A 14,276-nucleotide genomic window follows, 5' to 3' on the forward strand; every position below is an offset into this window, starting at 1 on the left:
AGTTCATCTTGAACCAATCCGCAGTACTCCATCCCTTATTTTCAGCCCAACACAAAGGAACCGAGAACATGTTTTCAAAAAGCGTTACCCTCGCACAATATGACCCCGATCTGGCAGCCGCCATCGCCCAAGAAGACCAACGCCAGCAAGACCATGTCGAGCTGATTGCTTCAGAAAACTACGTCAGCTGCGCCGTAATGGAAGCCCAAGGTTCGCAATTGACCAACAAATACGCCGAAGGCTATCCGGGCAAACGCTACTACGGCGGCTGCGAATACGTTGATATTGTCGAACAATTGGCGATTGACCGCGCTAAAGAGTTGTTTGGCGCAGAATATGTCAACGTCCAACCACACTCCGGCTCCCAAGCCAACCAAGCCGTATATGCTTCTGTTTTGAAACCGGGCGACACCATTTTGGGCATGTCTCTGGCACACGGCGGCCACCTGACCCACGGTGCCAGCGTCAATATTTCCGGCAAACTCTACAACGCCATTACTTATGGTTTGGATGAAAACGAAGTTCTCGACTATGCCGAAGTCGAACGCTTGGCGCTTGAACACAAACCCAAAATGATTGTGGCCGGCGCATCTGCCTACGCGCTGCAAATCGACTGGGCAAAATTCCGCGAAATCGCCGATAAAGTCGGTGCCTACCTCTTTGTCGATATGGCGCACTATGCCGGCCTGATTGCCGGCGGCGAATATCCCAACCCCGTGCCATTCTGCAACTTCGTCACCACCACCACCCACAAAACCCTGCGCGGCCCTCGCGGCGGTGTGATTCTGTGCCGTGACAATACCCACGAAAAAGCGTTGAATTCCGCCATCTTCCCAAGCCTGCAAGGCGGCCCGTTGATGCACGTTATCGCCGCCAAAGCTGTGGCGTTTAAAGAAGCGTTGCAACCTGAGTTCAAACAATACGCAAAACAAGTGAAAATCAATGCTGCAGCAATGGCGGAAGAGTTGGTTAAACGCGGTTTGCGCATCGTTTCGGGTCGTACCGAAAGCCACGTTTTCCTCGTTGACCTGCAACCGATGAAAATCACCGGCAAAGCCGCCGAAGCCGCTTTGGGCAAAGCACACATTACCGTCAACAAAAACGCCATCCCGAATGATCCGGAAAAACCGTTCGTTACCTCTGGCATCCGCATCGGCTCCGCTGCCATGACCACACGCGGCTTTAACGAAGCCGACGCGCGCGTATTGGCGAACTTGGTTGCCGACGTATTGGCCAACCCTGAAGACGAAGCCAACCTCGCCAAAGTCCGCGAACAAGTGACTGCTTTGTGCAATAAATATCCGGTTTACGGCGCATAAGCATTTCGCCTTGGATAAAATAACAGGCCGTCTGAAACTTCAGACGGCCTTTTTTATTGCAACTTTCTTTTAAATTTCAAAACTGTTTGTTTCGCTGACTTTGCGTATCATGCCTGCCGCGACAGTATGGTTGGTGGCTTCGTCAATCAAAATAAACGCGCCTTGAGCATGGTTGTCTTCGTATGCGGCAGCGGCAAGCGGCTGCTGGGTTTTGAAGCTGACGCTGCCGATGTCGTTGAGCTTGAGCGTTTCGGCGGATTCGACCCGGCTGAGGGTGTTGACGTCCCAAACGTAGGCAATTTCGCTGATTTTTACGGGCGTGGTTTGAGTCGTGTGTTTCAGCAAATATTTGCGGCGCAGATTGAGCGGAATATCGTCAAACCAGCAAAGCGCGGCTTGGAATTGTTGTTCGGGGACAATGGCGCTGTCGGCTGAAACAATGCTGTTGCCGCGCGAAATATCGATATCGGTATCCAAAACAACGGTCAACACTTCCCCTGCTTCGGCAGATTCGGTTTTACCGTTGGCATTGTAGATTTCGGCAACTTTGGCAACATGGCCGCTGGGCAGGATTTTGATTTCATCGCCCACTTTCAGACGGCCCGCTTCCAATCTGCCTTGATAGCCGCGGAAGTCGTCGCTGCTGCTGCCGTCTTGGCGCGCCACGCGTTGTACGGGAAAATGCGCGGCTTGGTCGGCGGCGTTTTGACGGTTGACGGGCAGGCTTTCAAGCAAAGGCAGAAGCGGCAAACCTTGATACCAAGGGGTTTGGCTGCTGGCATTGACGATGTTGTCGCCTTTTAAGGCGCTGATGGGCAGGAAGTGGATTTGGGCTTGGAGGCCGATTTGCTCCGCCAGTTTGCGGTAGGCTTCGGTAATGGCTTGATATTTGGCTTCGTCAAAGTCGAGCAGGTCGAGTTTGTTGACGGCGACGATGATGTTGGGACAGCCCAGAAGTTTCAGAATCGCGCTGTGGCGTTTGGTTTGGGGCAGGAGGACAGGCTCGCTGCCTGAAAAATCGACGCGTGTAGCATCGACTAAAATAATGGCGGCATCGGCAGTCGATGCGCCGGTAACCATATTACGCGTGTATTGTTCATGTCCCGGCGTATCGGCAATGATGAATTTGCGTTTGGGCGTGGCGAAATAACGGTAGGCGACGTCGATGGTGATGCCTTGTTCGCGCTCAGCGGCAAGGCCGTCTGTCAGGCTGGCAAAATCAGGCGTTTCGCCGTTTTCGGCGGCGCGGTTGAGTTTGTCGAGCTGGTCAGTCAGCAGGGTTTTGCTGTCGTAGAGCAGGCGGCCGATGAGTGTGGATTTGCCGTCATCGACGCTACCGGCGGTGATGAAGCGCAAAAGCGGGGCGGTGGTTGCGGTCATGGTTCTTTCCTATTTCTCGTGATTTCTCAAACTGGTCTCTACTTTAAACAGGCCGTCTGAAAATGGGAAAGAATGTTTGGTTGTTAAAAAAGATATTTTTGTTATATCGATTTTCGGCGCGTCGCCAACCAGCAAACAACCGAACCTGCGCACACCATCCCTGCCCCCTGCCAAAACTGTACAGACAACGGCGCACTGATGACAAACGAAGACACCAGCGCGGAAAACACAGGGATAAAATAAGATGCGCCCGCCAATACCGTCATGTTCCCGCGCGAAATACCGATGTTCCAAACCGCATAGCCCAAACCCATGCAAGACGCGGCGGCCAAGGCATAGCCGACGGACTCCGCATCAAAATTCAGACTGTGTGTCCCGCCGATAAAATATTCCGCCCACAAAAGCAGCGACACCAGCATAAAGAAAAAGCCCACGCTGCTTCCTTCTGCCTTCACGCGCGCCGTTAGCGTGCAATATGCCGCCCAAAAAAGTGCATCGGCCAATGCCATCAGATAACCGGCAGGATTGGTGCGGACATTGTGATAAATCCCCGAAAGCGACAATCCGCCGTCGCCGCCCAATACCGTGGCAATCCCGAAAAACGACAATACAAAGCCTATGCCTATCCACCATTTTGCCGGCTGCCCGTTGAAACAGACCGCGCCTAAAATAGTAAACGTCGGCCACAAATAATTGACCATACCGATCTCAACCGTCTGTCGGGCATTTTGAGCAAAACCGACCGACAACGACAAACACAGTTCGCAACCGACAAAAAAAATGCTCGCCCAAAGCAAATAGCCGCGGTTGTAATTACGCAAATGCGGCCTGCCGAAAATCAACCAAATCAACACAGTGGACAGGGTGTACATCATTGCTGCGCCGCCCACTGCCCCCATATGCAGGCTCAAAGAGCGTATCAGAGAAATGACAAAGCTCCACAAAGCAACGGCAAGCAGCCCGATGGCAGTGGCTTGTTTAGAGGAGATGTTTTGAGATAAGAAATGAATCATGGCGTATGTGCTGAAGATGGTTTTATTAGGTTTATCGTAGTTTGAATATATCGTTTCTACATTAATTATTTTAACGGTTTCAAGGCCGTCTGAAAATGATTGTTTCAGACGGCCTTCTATTTGCAATTAGTCCTAAACATGACTATAATCCGCATCCAATTAGTCAATATTGAGACCAATTTATGAATCAGCTCGATCAACTCGGTATGCGCATCAGTCATATAGACAGCGCATTTGACCAATGGATTAAACAGCAAAACACCAACTACAACACCTTCGCCGTTCTCTACACCTTGGCCACCGAAGGCAGCCGCACTCAAAAATACATAGGCGAAGAATGGAGCCTGCCCAAGCAAACCGTTTCCGGCACATGCAAAACGCTGGCGGAACAAGGCTTGCTGACATTTCACGAAAGCGAACAAGACAAACGCGAACGCTTATTGTCGCTGACCGAGCAAGGTAAAGAATCCGCTGCACCATTGGTGCAAAACATGCAGGAATTCAGCAAACGAATTTTTACCGCCTTCGGTGAAAAACGTGCAGCCCGACTGTTTACCGATTTGGACGCGTTGGCCGAATTAATGGCGCAAACCCTCAATACTAAATAAGGAGGGCAACCATGTGGAAAATGTTGAAACACATCGGTCAAACACACCGCCGCAAACTCATCTCAACCTTCTCTCTCGTCGGCTTGGATAATCTGCTCTTGCTGGTATATCCCGTGTTTGGAGGCTGGGCGATTAATGCCGTTATGGAAGGCAAAGTCTGGCAGGCAATGTCGTATGGTGTGGTGGTTTTATTAATGTGGATAATCGGTGCCGCCCGCAGGATAGCCGATACGCGCACATTTACCCAGATCTATACTGAGATAGCCGTCCCTGTCGTTTTGGAACAGCGCAAGCGAGAAGTACCGCATTCCGCCATTACTGCACGCGTCGCCCTATCGCGTGAGTTTGTCAGTTTCTTTGAAGAACACCTGCCCATCGCTGCTACTTCGCTGGTCTCCATCTTCGGTGCATGTATGATGTTGCTGATATTGGAATTTTGGGTGGGCGTATTGGCTGTCGCGATACTTGCCCTGTTTTTATGGTTGCTGCCGCGTTTTGCCGCCATCAGCGAAAACCTATATTTCCGTTTGAACAACCGGCTTGAACGCGACAACCACCTTATCCGCGACGGCAACGAGCATCAGCTCTACCGCCACTACGGCTGGGTTGCCAAACTACGCGTGCTGATTTCCAACCGCGAAGCCTTAGGCTATCTCAGTATCGGCATGGCGATGAGCGTATTGTTTGGCTTCGCCTTTATACACATGACGCTTAAAGGCTACGGCAGCGCCGGCCATATCTATTCCGTCAGCACTTATTTATGGATGTTTGCAATGAGCTTGGACGATGTACCGCGCTTGGTCGAACAATACTCCAATCTAAAAGACATCGGACAACGCGTTGAACTCTCGGAAGAAAACAATCTTTCCAAGGCCGTCTGAAACCTTAACACACTATCAGGACATATTATGAGTTGGTTTTATTTAATCTTAGCCGGAATACTGGAAATCGGCTGGCCCTTGGGGCTGAAATTGGCACAACAAGAAGGCTACCGTTGGCAGGGTATTGCTGCCGCCTTGGCCTGCATTGTCGGCAGCGGATTTTTTCTATTCCTCGCCCAAAAAAACATACCGATGGGGACTGCCTATGCCGTTTGGACAGGCATAGGCGCGGCAGGCGCATTTTTAGTAGGCGTAGCCTTTTTCAACGATGCCGCCAACTTCGGCCGCTGGCTCGGCGCATTCTTAATTATTTCAGGCGTAATCGTCATGAAACTTTCCAGCCATTAAAAAACCGCAAAGGCCGTCTGAAACCAAGACGGCCTTCTTATATTCCGAATATAACGAAATCATCTTAAATTAAAACCAAGCATTCTTTCCTTTTTTCAGACGGCCTGTTTAAAGTAGCGACTGTTCATTATTCAAACAATCGGCTATAGCCGTCCCAACAAAGGAAACAAAATGAGCCAAGCCAATCCACTGCCTGCCGAACTCTCCGCCCAACTCTCCGCCCTATCCCCCACCCAACTTGCCTGGCTCTCCGGCTATTGCTGGGCGCAAAGCCAAGGCGTATCCGGCGCAGCGGCCGAACCGACCATCCTGCAAGCAGCTGCCCCGACAGTCAGCCGCCGCGTGTTAGTCCTTTCCGCCTCCCAAACCGGCAACGCACGCAGCGTTGCCGAATCCTTACACGCCAAACTTCAAGCCGCCGGCGTAGAAGCCCGCCTCAGCAGCGCAGGCGATTTCAAAAGCAAAACCCTGCCCGACGAAGACATCGTCCTTTTGGTTACCTCCACCCAAGGCGAAGGCGAACCGCCCGAAGAAGCCCTGCCCCTATACAAATTCATCTACGGCAAAAAGAAACCCGACCTCAGCAAACTCACCTTTGCCGTCTTAGGCCTTGGCGACTCCTCCTATCCAAACTTCTGTCAAGCAGGCAAAGACTTTGATGCCAAATTTGCCGAACTGGGCGCAGGCCGTCTGAACAACTTGGGCATCTGCGACTTAGAGTTCCAAGCAAATGCCGACGCATGGGTAGCCGCCGTCGTACCCAAAGTAGCCGAATTGACCGTCCAAGCAGCAAGCCCAAGCACAACCACCGCAGCACACAGCCCAGCCACCCCAAGCAGCGGCACCGCATACACCAAAGAAAACCCCTACACAGCCACCCTCTCCGTGCGCCAAAAAATCACCTCACGCACCGCAGAAAAAGACGTCGAACACATCGAAATTGACCTCAGCGGCTCAGGTTTGCATTATCAGGTAGGCGACGCGCTCGGCGTATGGCCGCTGAATGCCGCCGACCTCGTTCAAGAAATCCTCGACCTCAACCAACTAACCGGCAGCGAAACCGTCCAGCTTTCAGACGGCCGCGAAACCGACATCCGCACCGCCCTGACCGAATCCGCAGACATCACCCAAAACACACCGGCATTCGTCCAACAATACGCCGAATTAACAAACAACGAAGAACTCAAAACCATAGCCGCAGATAAAGCCCAACTGGATGCCTACCTCGCCGCCACACCGCCCGTAGGCGTATTCGCAGCCTATCCGCACCCACTGGACGCACAAACCCTATACAGCCTCTTCCGCCCACAAACCCCGCGCCTCTATTCCATCGCCTCCGCACAAGACGAAGTCGGCGAAGAAGTCCACCTCACCATCGGCGTCGTCCGTTTCGACCACCACGACCACACCTACACCGGCGCAGCCTCCGGCTACTTGGGCGAACGCCTCGAAGAAGGCAGCGAAGTCCGTGTCTTTGTCGAACCCAACCCCAACTTCCGCCTGCCACAAAACGGCGACACCCCCATCATCATGATCGGCGCAGGCACAGGCGTCGCCCCCTTCCGCTCCTTCATGCAACAACGTGCCGCCAATGGCGACAGCGGCAAAAACTGGCTCTTCTTCGGCAACCAACGCCTGGCCGACGACTTCCTCTACCAACTCGAATGGAGCGAATGGCGCAAAGACGGCCTCCTCACCCGCGCCGACCTCGCATGGAGCCGCCAAGGCGAACACAAAGTCTATGTCCAACACAAAATCACCGAACGCGCCGCCGAAGTTTGGAACTGGCTGCAACAAGGCGCACACATCTACGTCTGCGGCGACGCCACACGCATGGCACGCGATGTCGAAAACGCCCTGATCGAAGTTATCGAAACCCAAGGCAAACTCAGCCGTGACGAAGCCGAAGACTACCTCAACGACCTGCGCGAAGACAAACGCTACCAACGCGACGTTTATTGATTGGACAAGCCAAAATAAAGGCCGTCTGAAAGCTGAATTTCAGACGGCCTTTTTAAGGAACTTGCTCGGATTGTTATCAATTTATCTTGTCTTGCATTATAATTATGCAAATTTGACTCACTTGAAAGAAAATAAATTGGAAGGATTACAACAACTTGTAGATTTATTGGTGGGTTTTGTCGATTGGATATTGAAATTACTGGCATTCTTGTTTTAAACTACGCTTTATTCTTTTATACATTAAAGACGTATTTTCATCATGCAAACCGCGCAATGCTCCGCTACTTTCTTCTATTGGTACCACACAAACGTGCGGTACTTTTTTGCGCTTGTCTGAAACAGACCAAATTGAAAATACGCAAATCAGAGCCGCCTCATTTGAGCGGCTTTTTTTATACCCACCATGGCCGCTTAAATCCACCCATTTTTAAGAAATAAGGAATACAGCCATGACCGCTTCAACTAAAATCCACAGCCAAACTCAAATGTTACACACCTGCCGCATGGTCGTTGACAGCAACAGCCACCACAGCATGCCCAACACGCTCACTTTGCCTGATACGCCCGACAACCTCATCAGCGAAGCCTTAATTCCGCAAGTACGCACCATCGCGACTTTGATTGCCGCAGAACGTCACGATTTCAATCAAAGCAGCCCGAATGTTTTTACTGATGAAGCGGATTTCTTCGCGGCGCGTATTTTAGTTTTGGGCGTACGCCGTTTCCATTTGGACATTACCCTGCTGCCCATGCTCAAAACCGCCAACAAACGCGCCGAAGCCTTTGCCAAACGCCATCACATGCCCTTCTCTCCCGCTGAAATGCAAATGTCCCTGCACACCCGCCGCCCTGCCAACCTGCTGATTATCGAAACCGAACACGAGATGCCTGCACTGGGCAATCTGGCCGCCAACAGCCGTGCATTTGCAGCGCAACTTTCCAATATTATTTTGTAAAACCACTTGAAAAACAGGGAAATGGTTTAATATTAGGCAAACACACTCCGCCGAAATCTCGGCAAAGACAAACTTCTCTCAGGAAAAACAATGAAAAAACTGATTGCCTTAGCCGCCCTTTCCACTTTCGCCCTTGCTGCCTGCAAAGACAATACCCAGGCACAGCTTGAGCAGCAACAAAAACAAATCGAAGCATTGCAACAACAGTTAGCACAACAAAACGGCCAACAAGAAGACAATACGGTTTACCAGCTCACGCCTGAAGCCGTGAAAGATACCATTCCTGCCGAGGCACAAGCCAACGGCAACAACGGCCAACCGGTAACCGGTACAGACGGCCAACAATACATCTACGACCAATCTACCGGCAGCTGGCTGCTGCAAAGCTTGGTGGGTACGGCAGCCGGTGCATTTATCGGCAACGCATTGGCCAATAAATTCACACAGGCGCGCAATCAAAACAGCCCGATTGCCCGTCAAGCCCGTGCCAACTATTATCAAAGCGCACGTCCAAACGGACGCACCAGCCAACAGCTGAATACACGCACCCTGCGTGCCCAGCAACAAAACGCCCAGCAGCAACAACGATACCGCGAAACTACGCGTCAGCCTTCCAACTACCGTCGCCCCAGCATGGGCCGAGGCTTTGGCCGCCGCCGCTGATTCGATTTATATCCTATCTTTCATATAAACATCCCTAATATAAAAGGCCGTCTGAAAACCAGTTATCCTGATTTTTCAGACGGCCTTTAGTCCTTCTCTATTTTCTTATTGCAGACTTGTGGGTCTGTTTATGTGCGTTATGCCCAGAAATCGCGAGGTGCGTCCAATACGGGTTTGACGATACCGGTGCGGACGGCAAAATCGCCGAAGCCTTCATCATCGAGTCGGTTTTGAGCCCAATCGGCCACCCAGCCTTCGACAATTTCAAGGATTTCAGGTTCGGTAATATTTTCTTTAAACAGGCGCGGGATGCGGGTGCCTTCGCGGTTGCCGCCTGCGTAAAGGTTGTAGCGGCCGACCGCTTTACCGACCAAACCGATTTCCGCCAGCATGGCGCGGCCGCAACCGTTGGGGCAACCGGTTACGCGCAAAACGATATATTCGTCTTCCAAGCCGTATTTGGCGAACATTTCATCGATTTTATCGGAGAATGTCGGTAGGAAGCGTTCGGCCTCAGCCATCGCCAGCGGGCAAGTCGGCAAGGCAACGCAAGCCATGGAGTTTTCACGCTGGATGGTAATCGATTTGCTGATAAGGCCATGATCTTTGGCGATTTTATCAATCGTGTCTTTCAATTCGGGCGGTACATTGGCAACCACCAGATTTTGGTTGGCCGTCAGACGGAAGTCGCCAGGATGGATTTGGGCAATTTCACGTACGCCGGTTTTCAAAGGTCTGCCGGGATAATCGAGCAGGCGGCCGTTTTCAATAAACAAAGTCAAATGCCAGTTGCCTTCATGTCCTTGTACCCAGCCGATATGGTCGCCGCGGTGGGTGAATTCGTAAGGGCGGATGGGTTCAAATTTAATGCCCATGCGCCTTTCGACTTCTTCTTTGAACACATCTACGCCGACGCGTTGCAGCGTATAGCGTGTACGCGCTGCTTTGCGGTCGCTGCGGTTACCCCAGTCGCGCTGGGTGCTGACGACGGCTTCTGCGGCGTTGAGGGTGTATTCCAGCGGAACGAAACCGAATTCATAGGAAATATTGGGATAAGTTTTGGTATTGCCGTGTTCGCTGGATAAACCGCCGCCGACCAATACATTGAAACCCACCAACTTGCCGTTTTCTGCAATCGCCACAAAACCTAAGTCGTTGGAATGAATGTCCACATCGTTATCAGGCGGAATCACAACGGCGGTTTTGAATTTGCGCGGCAAATAGGTTTTACCCAAAATCGGCTCTACGTCGTCGGCAATTTCTTTATTGCGCGGCTCGGTCGGCTCGGTCGTGAACACTTTTTCACCGTCCAGCCATACATCGGCATATGCCATGGTGCGCGGCAGGAGGTGCATACTGATGCGCGCCGCCCATTCATAGGCTTCTTGGTGCAAAGTGCTTTGTACAGGATTGCTGGTGCACAACACATTACGGTTGACATCGCTGGCTGTGGCAATGGAATCCAGACCCAGTTTGTGCAATGCCTGATGTGCCTGTTTTAAATCGGTTTTCAGAATGCCGTGGTATTGGAAGGTTTGGCGGTTGGTCAGGCGGATGGAGCCGTAAATCGTATTTTCACCGGCAAATTTATCGATACCCAGCCACTGTTTCGGCGTAATGATGCCGCCGGGCAAACGGCAACGCAACATCATGTTTTTTAAAGGCTCAAGCTTTTGTTCGGTACGCTCGGCACGGATATCGCGGTTGTCCTGTTCGTACATGCCGTGGAAGCGGATAAGTTGAAAGTTGTCGGCGGTAAAGCCGCCGGTAAAGTCGTCTTTCAACTCTTCTTTAATGGTGCCGTGCAGATAATCGCTGCGTTCTTTCAAGGCTTCGTTGCCGGAAAGCGGTGTATCAGGCAGCTTGGCGCGCGGGTCGGTCGTAGTAGCAGTCATTGAAGTACTCCTTATTTTTGGTATAGGCGTTACTTTAATGAGGCCGTCTGAAAATGGGAAAGAATGGTTTGTTTGTTTTAAAGACGATTTTGTTATATTGGTTGGAAACATAAAAAGGCCGTCTGAACTTTGCTTTCAGACGGCCTTGATATTGTACGGGACAAACTGATTAGGCTTGTTTGTTCCAACGTTCGATAGATTCTTTGATGACTTGTTTCGCTTCTTCCACATCGCCCCAAGATTCAACTTTAGTGGTACCTGCTTTTTTCAGGTCTTTGTAGTGGTTGAAGTGGAATTCGATTTGTTTGATCAGTTGTTGCGGCAAGTCGGCCAAAGTTTTGTAGGCGTTGCCATTGTTGCGGTCATCGGCCGGAACGCAGACGATTTTGTCGTCCACTTCGCCGTCGTCAACGAATTTCATCACGCCGATAACGCGTGCTTCCAGGAAAATACCGGTTGCCAAAGGCTGCTCGGTAACCAGCAATACGTCCAATTCGTCGCCGTCTTCGTCCAACGTTTGCGGAATAAAGCCGTAGTTGGTCGGTTTGGCGAAAATTGCCGGTTCAACGCGGTCGAGTTGGAAGGCGGCCAGTTTGCGGTTCCATTCGATTTTGTGGTTGCTGCCCGCAGGGATTTCGTTGACAACGTTGATGATGCCGCCGTCCACGTCGCCCGGGGTCAGGATTTTGTTGAAGTCTGCCATGATGGTTTCCTTTGATTTTAAAGAGAGTCAAACGGCGAAAGTATAGCAAACCCAAGGCCGTCTGAAAATGTGAAACTGTCGTATTCAGACGGCCTTTTTGGCATTCAGCCTTTTGACCAGTTCTAAAATTGCGCGTTTATTGGAAGGCGAAAACACTTTTTCCGCCGCTTCTTCTGCACCAAACCAACCATAGGCAACGTGTTCGTCCGGTTGCAGGACGATGGGCGTATCGTGCGGAATTTGGGCGGAGAAGATGTGTTCGCGGTTTTCAAAAACGCCTTTGGGATAGCGATGGCGCCAGTGATGATAGATTTCATAAACGGTGCTGTCATGCCAGTTTTCCAGCTGTCCGTCTGCAAGGCGGATACCGGTTTCTTCCCACACTTCGCGCCATGCGGTTTCTTCGATACGTTCGCCTTCTTCCAAGCTGCCGGTAACCGACTGCCAAAAACCTTGCGGCGCCGTGCGTTCAATCAGCAGGATATTGCCGTCTTCATCATGCAAAACGACCAAAGCGGAAACGGGATACTTCAAAGGCTTGCCGCTCATGACTTACCCTTGCCGGATTGATTGGGGAGGCTGATTTTTTGTAGTAAGTAAGCCGAAAGGTTTTCCATGTCTCACTCAAAAATGGGAAATTGATATTCAGACGGCCTTTGCCGGAAATCCGCAAAGGCCGTCTGAAATTATACCTGATTTAACTGTGCCAGTTTCCAAGACACCAGCTCAGCCGCTTCTTCCGGCGAGTTGGCCTTCAATCCTGCTTCGCCAAAATACGAAATTTTAGGCAACTCACACAAAAACTTATCGACATCTTCTACCGTCAAAAAGCGGCCGTGCAAATCGAATCCGACATTTAAAGCACGCCCTTTGATTTCCGCCACCCTATCATGCAAATGACCGTACAAGTGATACCAGCCCTGATAACAGCCGTCCCATTCCTGAATCGGATAGTGAAAGAGAACCAGCGTATTCTTAATTTCCGGCAATTTGAGTTTCATATACGGCCGTATGGACGACAGCAGCGGATGGCCGTCATGCTTGGTTTGGCTGCGGAAAAAATCGGCATGCTGCCGAATCACATGATCATGATTGCCATAAATCAAGTGATGTTGCCCGTTTAAACGCGACAAAACGCGCTCTATCTGCTTATGGTCGTGTGCAAAGGAAAAATCGCCCAAGTTGTACACCGTATCTTCAGGCGTAACGGTTTCATTCCATGTCTGAATTAAAAATTCATCCATCTGCTCCACGTTATCGAACGGTCGAAATTGCGGGCAAAATTTGGCGATGTTTTTATGTGAGAAATGTAGGTCTGATGTGAAGTAGATTTTTCTCATACCGTGCTTTCTGCGTTGCAGGCTTGAATCGTATCACGCGCGGGCGTATGCTGAACAATGTTTTTATGTGCTTCAAGGAGTTCGTATGCGTTTGGTTATTGCCGCGCCGGCCAACGGCGCAATATTGAAGGACACGCTCAAAGCGCATCTGCAAAACGACCCGCGCGTCAGCAGCTTGGTCGATTTATCCTCGCCCGAAGGGACCTATCCGCAACTCTCGTTTGCCGCGGCCGAAGAAGTCGCGGCAGGACGCGCCGACCGTGTGCTGTTGATTTGCGGTACCGGCGTGGGTACGGCGATTGCCGCCAATAAAGTGCGCGGCATACGGGCGGCGACGGCACATGATTTGCTTACCGTCCGCGGCTCGGTGGAGAACTATAACGCGCAGGTTTTATGTATGGGGCAAAACGTCATCGCCGCGCCTGCCGCTTGGGCATTGGTCGATATCTGGTTGGATTTGCGCCACGACACAAGCAGCGGCTATGCGCCTAAGGTTGGCGAAATCGAAGCGTATGAGCGCGGAAAATAAATACGCGTTGCTCTATATATTTTCAGACGGCCTTGTTACGTTTCGCTTTAGCAAAACCGGTAAGGCCGTCTGAAAATATTTAAACGCTTATTTTCCTTTTTTATTGCAAGGATGTCCTGCGCTGTTGTCGCAGACGCGTAAATTGCGCAAATGCATGACGGCATTGGTCAACTCGGCCTTCGTCGGCTCGTAACGGAAAGCATATTGCTTCACGTACAAAGCTTCGTTACCCTGTACGGCTTTTATCCAAGTAAATTCAGGTTTGCTGGTTTGCGGATTGTTGGCGCAAAACAACATCACCAAGGCGAATGGATAGCCGTTTTCCTCACCTGCCGTTATTGGGTTGACACTACTTTGCGGACAGGCATTCTGCCATGATGCTGAAAGATTGCCGAAAAACTGCTCAACACCCGGTTTCATACCTGCCATGGATTGCAGCGTGACCATTTGCGTCCAGTCTTCCACAGTCTGTTTCTGCGGCACAAGTTCTATCAATGTCACACCATTTTGCGCGGATTGATAGCCGACTTTAAAGCCTTTAGGCGGAGCGCCGAAAGACCCAAATTCCTCAGCCTGCGCAGTTTGAGCAGCCAACGGAAGCATGGCGACGGCGAGCATCAGTTTCCTAACGATACTTGTTTTTTTCATTGTTTTTTCCTTGTTCATTAATAGAATGGAG

15 protein-coding genes are annotated in these 14,276 nt (G+C 51.1%); 8 read left to right on the plus strand and 7 right to left on the minus strand.

The genetic code is table 11. The features are described from left to right. Positions 1 to 68 precede the first annotated feature (68 nt). Positions 69 to 1,319 carry a serine hydroxymethyltransferase gene (glyA, locus tag ACTHUG_RS05185; protein WP_440385772.1) on the plus strand — a complete coding sequence of 417 codons (1,251 nt, stop codon included), beginning with the start codon at positions 69 to 71 and terminating at the stop codon, positions 1,317 to 1,319. Positions 1,320 to 1,388: 69 nt separating this feature from the next. On the opposite strand, the gene ACTHUG_RS05190 is transcribed toward glyA, so the two are convergent. After that, on the minus strand, positions 1,389 to 2,699 hold the full coding sequence (locus ACTHUG_RS05190; RefSeq protein WP_440385771.1) for a sulfate adenylyltransferase subunit 1: 1,311 nt from the start codon (positions 2,697 to 2,699) through the stop codon (positions 1,389 to 1,391). 101 nt (positions 2,700 to 2,800) lie between these two features. Then, positions 2,801 to 3,712: an aromatic amino acid DMT transporter YddG gene (gene yddG, locus ACTHUG_RS05195; RefSeq protein WP_049348216.1), complete on the minus strand. Its 912-nt coding sequence runs from the start codon at positions 3,710 to 3,712 to the stop codon at positions 2,801 to 2,803. Positions 3,713 to 3,894: 182 nt separating this feature from the next. Between yddG and ACTHUG_RS05200 the strand changes: the two genes are divergently transcribed. The 6 genes from ACTHUG_RS05200 to ACTHUG_RS05225 all read left to right on the plus strand — a co-directional run bounded on the left by ACTHUG_RS05200 (position 3,895) and on the right by ACTHUG_RS05225 (position 9,130). After that, positions 3,895 to 4,320, plus strand: a complete 426-nt coding sequence (locus ACTHUG_RS05200) for a MarR family winged helix-turn-helix transcriptional regulator (RefSeq protein WP_070814529.1) — start codon at positions 3,895 to 3,897, stop codon at positions 4,318 to 4,320. A gap of 11 nt (positions 4,321 to 4,331) precedes the next feature. Beyond that, the gene (locus tag ACTHUG_RS05205; RefSeq protein ID WP_204788917.1) at positions 4,332 to 5,201 is read left to right on the plus strand and encodes an ABC transporter six-transmembrane domain-containing protein; all 870 of its coding nucleotides are present in this window, start codon (positions 4,332 to 4,334) and stop codon (positions 5,199 to 5,201) included. Positions 5,202 to 5,228: 27 nt separating this feature from the next. Further along, complete coding sequence (locus ACTHUG_RS05210) at positions 5,229 to 5,549, plus strand: DMT family transporter (RefSeq protein ID WP_003746275.1); 321 nt, start codon at positions 5,229 to 5,231, stop codon at positions 5,547 to 5,549. 171 nt (positions 5,550 to 5,720) lie between these two features. Beyond that, positions 5,721 to 7,511, plus strand: coding sequence for an assimilatory sulfite reductase (NADPH) flavoprotein subunit (locus ACTHUG_RS05215; protein WP_440385769.1), 1,791 nt, complete (start codon positions 5,721 to 5,723; stop codon positions 7,509 to 7,511). 449 nt (positions 7,512 to 7,960) lie between these two features. Then, positions 7,961 to 8,467, plus strand: a complete 507-nt coding sequence (locus ACTHUG_RS05220; protein WP_070849760.1) for a hypothetical protein — start codon at positions 7,961 to 7,963, stop codon at positions 8,465 to 8,467. Positions 8,468 to 8,557: 90 nt separating this feature from the next. Then, the gene (locus ACTHUG_RS05225) at positions 8,558 to 9,130 is read left to right on the plus strand and encodes a hypothetical protein (RefSeq protein ID WP_188209781.1); all 573 of its coding nucleotides are present in this window, start codon (positions 8,558 to 8,560) and stop codon (positions 9,128 to 9,130) included. A 137-nt stretch (positions 9,131 to 9,267) separates the two neighbouring features. Here ACTHUG_RS05225 and cysI read toward each other — a convergent pair whose 3' ends face one another. From cysI to ACTHUG_RS05245, 4 genes are all read right to left on the minus strand, one after another. Next, positions 9,268 to 11,025 (minus strand): assimilatory sulfite reductase (NADPH) hemoprotein subunit, encoded by a 1,758-nt coding sequence (gene cysI / locus ACTHUG_RS05230; RefSeq protein WP_440385768.1) that lies wholly within the window; start codon positions 11,023 to 11,025, stop codon positions 9,268 to 9,270. 169 nt (positions 11,026 to 11,194) lie between these two features. After that, positions 11,195 to 11,728 carry an inorganic diphosphatase gene (locus ACTHUG_RS05235; RefSeq protein ID WP_003678634.1) on the minus strand — a complete coding sequence of 178 codons (534 nt, stop codon included), beginning with the start codon at positions 11,726 to 11,728 and terminating at the stop codon, positions 11,195 to 11,197. Between the two features lie 84 nt (positions 11,729 to 11,812). Beyond that, a complete protein-coding gene (nudB, locus tag ACTHUG_RS05240; protein ID WP_440385767.1) occupies positions 11,813 to 12,277 on the minus strand; it encodes a dihydroneopterin triphosphate diphosphatase in 465 nt (154 codons plus the stop codon). 137 nt (positions 12,278 to 12,414) lie between these two features. Beyond that, the gene (locus ACTHUG_RS05245) at positions 12,415 to 13,068 is read right to left on the minus strand and encodes a phosphoesterase (protein WP_440385766.1); all 654 of its coding nucleotides are present in this window, start codon (positions 13,066 to 13,068) and stop codon (positions 12,415 to 12,417) included. Positions 13,069 to 13,153: 85 nt separating this feature from the next. Between ACTHUG_RS05245 and ACTHUG_RS05250 the strand changes: the two genes are divergently transcribed. Then, positions 13,154 to 13,597, plus strand: coding sequence for an RpiB/LacA/LacB family sugar-phosphate isomerase (locus ACTHUG_RS05250; protein WP_440385765.1), 444 nt, complete (start codon positions 13,154 to 13,156; stop codon positions 13,595 to 13,597). An 87-nt stretch (positions 13,598 to 13,684) separates the two neighbouring features. Here the strand turns inward: ACTHUG_RS05250 and ACTHUG_RS05255 are convergent, their stop codons facing one another. Continuing rightward, positions 13,685 to 14,245, minus strand: a complete 561-nt coding sequence (locus tag ACTHUG_RS05255) for a hypothetical protein (protein WP_295701282.1) — start codon at positions 14,243 to 14,245, stop codon at positions 13,685 to 13,687. Between the last annotated feature and the right edge of the window lie 31 nt (positions 14,246 to 14,276).

The sequence above is a fragment of the Neisseria sp. P0022.S009 genome (assembly GCF_051956675.1).
In the GTDB taxonomy this organism is placed as follows: domain Bacteria; phylum Pseudomonadota; class Gammaproteobacteria; order Burkholderiales; family Neisseriaceae; genus Neisseria.